The organism is uncultured Slackia sp. (genome assembly GCF_944321625.1).
GTDB lineage: Bacteria > Actinomycetota > Coriobacteriia > Coriobacteriales > Eggerthellaceae > Slackia.
This window is the reverse complement of sequence record NZ_CALUMA010000075.1, coordinates 1-8008: the sequence shown is the minus strand read 5'-3', so window position 1 is coordinate 8008 and position 8008 is coordinate 1. Positions and strand designations below refer to the sequence as shown.

General features: G+C 62.1%; 9 protein-coding genes and 1 pseudogene. All 10 read right to left on the bottom strand.

Annotated elements, in window-relative coordinates:
- Positions 1 to 71: 71 nt before the first annotated feature.
- Positions 72 to 518: an FHA domain-containing protein gene (locus Q0J60_RS06775; protein ID WP_294439819.1), complete on the bottom strand. Its 447-nt coding sequence runs from the start codon at positions 516 to 518 to the stop codon at positions 72 to 74.
- Positions 519 to 569: 51 nt separating this feature from the next.
- A complete protein-coding gene (locus Q0J60_RS06770) occupies positions 570 to 2024 on the bottom strand; it encodes a D-alanyl-D-alanine carboxypeptidase family protein (RefSeq protein ID WP_294439816.1) in 1455 nt (484 codons plus the stop codon).
- Positions 2017 to 2442, bottom strand: a complete 426-nt coding sequence (locus Q0J60_RS06765) for an ACT domain-containing protein (RefSeq protein WP_294439811.1) — start codon at positions 2440 to 2442, stop codon at positions 2017 to 2019. Before Q0J60_RS06765 ends, Q0J60_RS06770 begins: the two co-directional genes overlap by 8 nt.
- Before the next feature lie 207 nt (positions 2443 to 2649).
- Complete coding sequence (locus Q0J60_RS06760; RefSeq protein ID WP_294439806.1) at positions 2650 to 3951, bottom strand: phenylacetate--CoA ligase family protein; 1302 nt, start codon at positions 3949 to 3951, stop codon at positions 2650 to 2652.
- Between the two features lie 310 nt (positions 3952 to 4261).
- Entirely contained in the window at positions 4262 to 4897 is a 636-nt protein-coding gene (locus Q0J60_RS06755) for a CDP-alcohol phosphatidyltransferase family protein (RefSeq protein WP_367178807.1), read from the bottom strand.
- Between the two features lie 219 nt (positions 4898 to 5116).
- A complete protein-coding gene (locus Q0J60_RS06750; RefSeq protein WP_294439802.1) occupies positions 5117 to 5563 on the bottom strand; it encodes a 4Fe-4S dicluster domain-containing protein in 447 nt (148 codons plus the stop codon).
- 6 nt (positions 5564 to 5569) lie between these two features.
- Positions 5570 to 6658, bottom strand: coding sequence for a nickel-dependent hydrogenase large subunit (locus Q0J60_RS06745; RefSeq protein ID WP_294439800.1), 1089 nt, complete (start codon positions 6656 to 6658; stop codon positions 5570 to 5572).
- 1 nt (position 6659) lies between these two features.
- Complete coding sequence (locus Q0J60_RS06740) at positions 6660 to 7322, bottom strand: NADH-quinone oxidoreductase subunit C (RefSeq protein ID WP_294439798.1); 663 nt, start codon at positions 7320 to 7322, stop codon at positions 6660 to 6662.
- Between the two features lie 3 nt (positions 7323 to 7325).
- Positions 7326 to 7772, bottom strand: coding sequence for an NADH-quinone oxidoreductase subunit B family protein (locus Q0J60_RS06735; protein WP_294439795.1), 447 nt, complete (start codon positions 7770 to 7772; stop codon positions 7326 to 7328).
- 10 nt (positions 7773 to 7782) lie between these two features.
- Positions 7783 to 8008: pseudogene (locus tag Q0J60_RS06730) on the bottom strand (NADH-quinone oxidoreductase subunit H); the annotation flags it as partial.

Below are 8008 nucleotides of genomic sequence, written 5' to 3'. Positions count from 1 at the left end.
CCTCGTTGCCGGAAATGAGCTCGATGTTCTCGGAGCTTTCAAGCATATGAGCCTCCCCCTTGTCTGTTTTCCTACATCTGCGGGGTGGCCTGATACACCAAGCAGAACGTTCCGATCTGTACGACGTCGCCGTCCTTGAGCACGGCGTCTTTCACGTTGAGGTTGTTCACCCAGAGGCCGTTGAACGAATCGGCGTCCACGATCTCATAGCCCGCGGGAGTGCGGCGCATCGTGGCGTGCATGCGCGACACCGTCATGTCGTTGAGGAAGATGTCGCACTGCGGGCTGCGGCCGATGGTAAGCGTGTCGGCCGAAAGGTGGAACACGTTGCCCACCTGCGGGCCCTTGACGATAGAAAACGTCGCCTCGCTGAGCAGCTTGGGCGACGCCATGTTGGGCGTAGGCTCCATGGTGATGGGCTTGAACGCCTGCGTCTGGCCGATGAGCTTGAAGCCGCACATGGGGCAGGCGGTGTCGGTCTGGGAAAGCTGCGCGTTGCAAACGGGGCACGTAGCCATGGCAAATCCTTTCTCCGAAAGGTACGAAATCGAATAGCGAACGAAGGGCGGTTATCGGTCCGAAAGGCCCGTCGTGGTGTTGTAGCACGCCGACTCGGCCACAGTGGGCTGGCCCTGCATGTTCCTGAACAGCCTATCCCACCACACGCCTATCTTCTGGAAGAAATCGGGAGCCGGGGCGTCCTGCGCGGCAACGAGGTCGCACTGGGCAACCGTCTGTCCGTCCTGCGTGAACGTGAGGCTGCCCACCACATCGCCAGCGCTGATGTCGCCCTCGAGCGTGTTGAAGGAAACCTGCTGGGAAACGCCGCCGGCGAGCGAGAACAGCTCCACGGAGAGCGCAGGGTCGTCCACCGTGGCCGGCACGGTCGAATCCGGCCAGTCGCTCTGGGCGACGGAGGCCACCAGCGGATACGTCTCGCCGCGGTAGTCGACCGTGGAAGGCGCGCTGATCAGCGGCACGCTCTCAAAGGCGCCATAGGTCCAGTCCAGCATGACTGCGGTGTCGTAGAAGCGATCCTCGCTCGTGGGGGCGTTGAGCACCACCGTGTAGAACTCGCCCGCCTCGCGGCTGCAGGCGCCCGCGAAGCAGTAGCCCGCCGCATCGGTGGTGCCGGTCTTCACGCCGCACAGGCCCTCGTAGCTGCCCATGAGCTCGTCGGTCGATTCGAGCATCACCGAGCGCGCAAGCCCGTCGGCGCCCGTCACCGTGATCGTGGTGGAGCCGCCGCCCACGACCGCGCGAAACGTCTCGTTCTGCATCGCGTAAGAGGTCATGGTGGCAACATCGCGCGCCGTGGACTGGGCATCGCCCGCCCACTGGTCGTAATCAAGGCCATGAGGGTTGTCGAACACCGTATTCGAGCAGCCGATCTCGGCCGCCTTGGTGTTCATGGCAGCGACGAAGGCCTCCTGAGCGCTTTGGCCGTCCTGAGCCATGGATGCGCCCAGGGTGTTGGCGATGGCGATGGCGGCGTCATTGCCCGAAGGCACGAGCAACGCATACAGCGCCGTTTCCAGATCCATCGTATCGCCCTCGAGCAGTCCCGCGGAGGACTGCCCCACCGTGGCGGCTTCGTTGTCCACCGTGATCTGCGTGTCAAGCGACGCGCTCTCCAGCGCCACGATAGCGGTCATGATCTTGGTGAGCGATGCGATTTTGCAGGGCTCGTCGGCGCTGCGCTCGAAATAGGTCTTGCCGTCGGCGCCCACGACGATAGCGCATGGCGCGGAGATATCCAGGCACTGGTCCGCGGCAAGGCCGCGCTCCTCCACCGTCTTTCCCGCCACCACGTCGGTCTGCAGGACGTCGGCGAACGCCGGAGCCGCCAGAGCAACGGAAAGCACCAATGCGGCACACAGCGCGACAGCCCCCTGGGCCAGACGGCGCGACAGAGCGCCGCGCCCCCCAAGGGAAACAGCCTCATGAGCATAGCCGAGGCGGAACCCCTCTTCGGAGCCCCGCCTCGCCGATGCACCCTTGAATGATTCGGATGCGTTAATCAAGCTGATAGACTTCCTTCGCTTCAACCACGTCGAAACCGGCCTCGGCCAATTTCGACTCAATCGTATCGTCCGCCGCCTTGAGTACGTCGATCGCGGTCTCCTCGCCGCGCGAGAAGCAATACCCGTATTCGATGTTCACGCCCTGCTCGTCGATAAACTCCAAAAGGTCGGCAAGCCCGCCGGGGCGATTGGGGACACGAACCGCGAACACCTCGGTGACCACGGCGCGATAGCCCTTGTCGGTGAGCACCTTCGCAGCACGCTTGGGCGTGTCGCAGAAGATGCGCACGATGCCGAAATCGGACGTGTCGGCAACGAAGAGATCGTGCATGTTCACGCCGGCGTCGGCAAGGTCGCGGCACAGGCCCGAAAGGCGGCCTTTCTTATTCTCCAACAATACGGTCAGCTGTTCAATCATGGGTATCTCTCCTCTTCCATAATTCCAAGATGAACCACACAGCGCACCTCGCCTTGAGGAATCCTGTCATTTTGACGTTAATCCCATCTCAAGATGGTTATTGTAGCGTCAAAATGACGGGATTCCTTCGCGCGAAAGCATACGCAACGCGCAGAGGCAGGTGCGAGGCGGCGGAGGGCACATACCTCCGCCGCGCATAAGCCGGACCTATTGATTGCGCAGGTCGATGATACGTTTTGCCTTGCCTTCGCTGCGTTCGATGCTCTTGGGCTCCACAAACTTGATCTCCACGGCGATCTGCAGGTTGCTCTTGAGCTCAGCCGCCAGACGCTTCTTGAGGCCTTCCAGGGCGCGGATCTCGTCGAACGGGAAGTCGGGCGCGGTTTCCACGCGCAGCTCCACGCGGTCGAGCGGGCCCTTGGTCGTGAGCACGATCTGGTAGTGCGGCACCAGCTCGTCGAAGCCGGTGACCACTTGCTCGATCTGGGACGGGAACACGTTCACGCCGCGGATGATCATCATGTCGTCGGTGCGACCCACGATACGGTCGATCTTGCGATGCGTACGCCCGCACGGGCAATCCTCAACGATGACGCGGGTGACGTCGCGGGTGCGGTAGCGCACCAGCGGGCAGCACTCGCGCGTGAGGGTGGTGATCACGAGCTCGCCCCATTCGCCGTCGGGCACAGGCTCCAGCGTGTCGGGATTCACGATTTCGAAGAAGAACTGGTCCTCGGCCACATGCAAGCCGTGGCTCGCGGAGCACTCCATGGCAACGCCCGGGCCCATGACCTCGGACAAGCCGTACACGTCGCAATACTGCACGCCCAGCTTCTGGCGAATCTCCTCGCGCATGCCTTCGCTCGCGGGCTCGGCGCCCAGAATGACGCCCGATACCGCGAAATCCTCGGCGGGGTTGTACCCCATCTCGATGGCGGTGTCGGCGATAAGCAGGGCGTAGGAAGGCGTACAGGCCAGGATGTCGGTCTTGAGGTCGCGCATCATCTGCACCTGGCGCTTGGTGTTGCCTGAACTGGTGGGAATAACGGTGCAACCCGCCGCCTCGCCGCCCGCATGGGCGCCCAGGCCGCCGGTGAACAGGCCGTAGCCGTAAGACACCTGGATGGTGGAGTCTTCGTTGCCGCCCACCATGTAGATGCCGCGTGCGAAGCAGTCGCCCCAGTTCTTCAGGTCGTTCGCAGTGTGGCCCACCACGGTTGCCTGGCCGGTGGTGCCGGAAGAGGCGTGGATACGGGCAACATCGCTGTTGGGCACGGCGAACAGACCGAACGGATACGCGTCGCGCATATCCTGCTTCACGATAAAGGGAAATCGCTTGATGTCTTCCAGGGACTCTATGGCATAGGGATCAACGCCCGCCTCGTCAAAGCGCTGCTTATACAGCGGAATGCGTTCGTAGGCGTAAGCGACGGACTTTCGCAGTCGCTCGAGCTGCAGCGCCTCAAGGTCGGCGCGCGGCATGGTCTCAATTTCCTCCTGGTAGTACATCTCGGGTTCCTTTCGTGATCGAACCTCGCCCGTCATTGCGATACGCGAGAGATACGCTGTTCTTGGAACCCGTGCGGCGAAAGCCCGCGCCCGGAGTCGAATGGAACCGTACCTCAACGGCGCAACGCGATGCGGGCCTTTCCCTTTTCGCGAAGCAAGCGGGAGCCATGCCCTGAATCCCGCCCGTTTCGGTACTGTCATACTTTAGTGCGTTAGAGTGGATTCGTAAAGAGACGAATGTTAAATCCAGGTGAATTGACGGCAAAGAAACCGCAGCCACGCTCACGAAGCGAAGGGCGCGGCAGCAGGGTTAATTGTGCGCCGCCTCAAGTGCCTGACCACGCTTGAGAGCACGCCAGCCTTTGAAGGTGTAGATAACGGTGGTGATGGTGGCCAGAACCAGGCCCGCGTACACGAACCAGATGCCCCACGAGACAGGCTGCGCGTTGAAGCCGGGCAGCCACGAGATGTCGCATACGGCGGCGCCGGGAATCTGCGGGAAGTTGAGCAGCAGACCCGCGAAGCCCACGAACAGAAACGTGGTGGCGACCTTGCCCAGATAGATGACGGGAACACGCTGCTTCCAGCGGAACAGCAGATACGCGCCGCCGCCAAGCAGATAGGCGTCACGCAGGATGACGAACACGATGACCCACAGCGGAAGCCTGCCCACGGCAAGCAGTCCCACCACGCCGAATACCATCAACAGGCGGTCCACGGCAGGGTCGAGAATCTGTCCCAGACGGGAAACGGTGTGCGTGCGGCGGGCGATCTGGCCGTCAAGAAAGTCGGTAGAGGCTGCAACGGCAAACAGGAGCGTGGCCAGAAGGTCATACCCGTTGAGCAGCAGAACGAAATACGCAGGGATCATGCACAGGCGTATGAACGTAATCACGTTAGAGACCGTGAATATCTTGTTCGTGACTTGTTCTTTAACGTTGGCCATCCTTGCATCCCAACTAGCTTTCGCGAGCAAAACGAGACCCGCCACCTCCGGCGGGCCTCGGCGATTGTAGCATCTTTTGTTTGCAACAAAGCGCTATCTGGGCGAATTAAGGAATACCGTCACCTCGACGTTAACAAAACGTGAGAATGACGTGACACACGAAGGGCTGCCGCACGAGCAATCGCAGCAGCCCTTCGCCGATTCATTTCCGATGCGCCCCTAGGCATCCTGCTCCTTGGCAGCCTCGCGGGCGGCCTTGGCAGCCTTGGCGGCAGCGATGCGCGCCTCACGTTCGGCGGCTTTGGCCGCAAGCTCCTCCTCGGAAGGCTGCGGCTTGTTCATCGTGAACGCGGTCTTCGTGGCGGCGGGAGCGGTATAGGTGGGCTCCATCGTCAGCGAATGCTTGGGGCACTCGCGTACGCAGGCGCCGCACTGAATGCAGCGGAAGCCGTCGACGCTCCACGTGCCGGCCTTCTTGTCCACCGTGATGGCCTCCGTGGGGCAGCGCTTCTGGCAGATGCCGCACAGGATGCATTCCTCGATATTGTTAGACACGTGGCCCTTGAGGCCCTCCGGCATGGGACGCGTCTGCACGGGATACAGAACGGTCTCGGGCTTGCCGAAAAGCGACCGCAGGGTCATCTTTCCCAGTTTGAAGCTACCCATGAGTCCTTACCTTTCGCAGCAGCTGATGCAGGGGTCGATGGTCAAGATGATGTTGGGCACGTCTGCGAGTTCGCAGCCTTCGAGCGCCTTGACCATGCCCGCGAGGTTCTGGCTGGTGGGCGTGCGCATACGCATGCGATCAAGGTTCTTGGTGCCGTTGCCGCGCGCGAAGTAGTAGCACTCGCCGCGAGGCTGCTCAAGCACGTTGGACGCCATCGCGCCGTCGGCCGGCGTGAGCTTGCTCTTCTCGCCGATGCCGTCGTGCGGAATCTTGCTCACGAGCTCCTTGATGATGTCGATGGACTGCTCCACCTCAGCGGCGCGCACCTTGACGCGTGCATAGCAGTCGCCTTCGTCGGAGAGAATGGGCTGGAAGTTCTCCAGGTCGCCGTAGCCGCCGCGGCCCAGCATGCGGCAGTCGTATGCGACGTTGGACGCGCGGGCGAAGGGGCCCACCATGCACAGCGCCTCGGCCTCTTCCTGCGAGAGATAACCCACGCCCACCAGGCGGCTTGCAACGGAGTAGTCGTTGACGAACGCGTTGCAGATCTCGTGGTACTCGCCGCGGATGCCCTCAAGCTTGTCAACGATGGCATAGAGCTCGCTGTCTTCGATGTCGCGGTTCACGCCGCCGATGTTGACCGCCGAGAGAATGACGCGGCCGCCCGTGGTGGCCTCGAAGATGTCGAGGATGCGCTCGCGCAAACGCCAGCAGTGCATGAACAGCGCCTCGAAGCCGAAGGCATCGGCGCCCAGGCCCATCCAAAGCAGATGCGAATGAATGCGCGAAAGCTCGTGCCAGATGACGCGCAGGTATTGCGCGCGCTTGGGAACCTCAACGCCCATCAGGTCTTCCACCGTTTCGGCGTATCCCAAGGAATGGCCGAAGCTGCAGATGCCGCAGATGCGCTCCGCAACGTAGATGAACTGGTGGATGTCGCGCTTTTCCACGAGCTTCTCAAGGCCGCGGTGGATGAAGCCGATCTGTGGGATGACCTCGATAACGCGCTCGTCCTCGACCACGAGGTCGAGATGGAGCGGCTCCGGCAGCACGGGATGCTGCGGGCCGAAAGGAATCACGGTAGCCTTGCCCATGCTACTCACCGCCTTTCTGCGCTTCAATGCGCTTCTTCAGCTTCACCTCGAAGGCGGCACGCATGCGATCGGCCTTTTCAGGGTCGACCCCCGCGATCTTTGCCTCGAATGCGGCACGCTCGGCCTCGGGGTCGATGGGCGCCGCCGCAGGCTGCGCGGCAGGCTTGGGTTCAGCCGCGGCCTGCGCGGGAGCATCGGCTCCGGCCTCCCCTGCTGCAGCCGCCTTGGCCTTGGCCTCTTTGGCTGCCTTCGCCGCAGCGATGCGTGCGGCCTTCTCGCGGGCGGCTTTCTGCTCGGGCGAGATAACCGCCATAGGCGCGTCCATCGCCACCTGGTAGAAGCGGCCGGCGAAATCGATCTTGTTGCCCTCGACCTTCACGCCGAAGAGATCATGCGCCTCGTTCTCGAACGGGAAAGCCGAAAGAAAGTAGCCCGTCACCGAAGGCACGGTCTGGGTAGCCGGGTCATAGCCGCCGATCACGTAGTTCTCCAGCTGCCAGGTGCCCTCGTCGTCCTGCTTGATGAAGCTGTACACCAGATCGATGCCTTCGTCGGCCATCGCGCACAGCATCTGAGCGAACCGGTAGCCCGCGTCATGCTTGGCGCGCGTCAGGTTCAGAAGGTCGCCGAGTTCGATCGGCGTGAACGTGCTTTGGAACGCCATACGTTACGCCCCCTTCTTCTTGGCCGCGGCCAACGCGGCGGATTTCTCTTCGAGGATGCCGATGCCCTGCACCACGGCGTCGATGATAGCCTCGGGGCGCACCGCGCAGCCGGGCGCATACACATCCACGGGGATGGCCTTGTCAACGCCGCCGATCACGTTGTAGCAATCGTGGAAGATGCCGCCCGAGCAGGCGCACACGCCGCAAGCCACGACGACCTTGGGCTCGACCATCTGGTCGTAGATCTCTTTGATGACCGAGATGTTCTGCTCGTTGACCGAACCCGTGACAAGGAAGATGTCGGCATGCTTGGGGTTGCCGGTGTTGATGATGCCGAATCGCTCCACGTCGTAAAGCGGTGTCAACGCAGCCAACACCTCGATGTCGCAACCGTTGCAGCTGGAGCCATCGTAATGGATGACCCAGGGGGATTTAGAAACACTGCTCATATTCTCACTCCTACACAAGCACGAGGAAGATATATGCCACCAGGCCGCCGATGTTGGCGATGCCCGCGACGAGCCCCACGATCCACGACCACTTCAGGCATTGCTGCCACTTCACGCGCGCGAAGTTGTTGTCGATCCAGATCTCCAGGAAGAACGTCGCCAGCGCCACGATAACCGCGAGCGCGATGGAGGCGGGGCTGATCCACACGAAGAACAGGGCGATCGAGCCGAGGAAC

Coding starts and splice junctions, on each gene's coding strand:
- Q0J60_RS06750 (WP_294439802.1), bottom strand. CDS start 5,563: ATGGGTAGCTTCAAACTGGGAAAGATGACCCTGCGGTCGCTTTTCGGC.
- Q0J60_RS06755 (WP_367178807.1), bottom strand. CDS start 4,897: ATGGCCAACGTTAAAGAACAAGTCACGAACAAGATATTCACGGTCTCT.
- Q0J60_RS06745 (WP_294439800.1), bottom strand. CDS start 6,658: ATGGGCAAGGCTACCGTGATTCCTTTCGGCCCGCAGCATCCCGTGCTG.
- Q0J60_RS06735 (WP_294439795.1), bottom strand. CDS start 7,772: ATGAGCAGTGTTTCTAAATCCCCCTGGGTCATCCATTACGATGGCTCC.
- Q0J60_RS06765 (WP_294439811.1), bottom strand. CDS start 2,442: ATGATTGAACAGCTGACCGTATTGTTGGAGAATAAGAAAGGCCGCCTT.
- Q0J60_RS06775 (WP_294439819.1), bottom strand. CDS start 518: ATGGCTACGTGCCCCGTTTGCAACGCGCAGCTTTCCCAGACCGACACC.
- Q0J60_RS06740 (WP_294439798.1), bottom strand. CDS start 7,322: ATGGCGTTCCAAAGCACGTTCACGCCGATCGAACTCGGCGACCTTCTG.
- Q0J60_RS06760 (WP_294439806.1), bottom strand. CDS start 3,951: ATGTACTACCAGGAGGAAATTGAGACCATGCCGCGCGCCGACCTTGAG.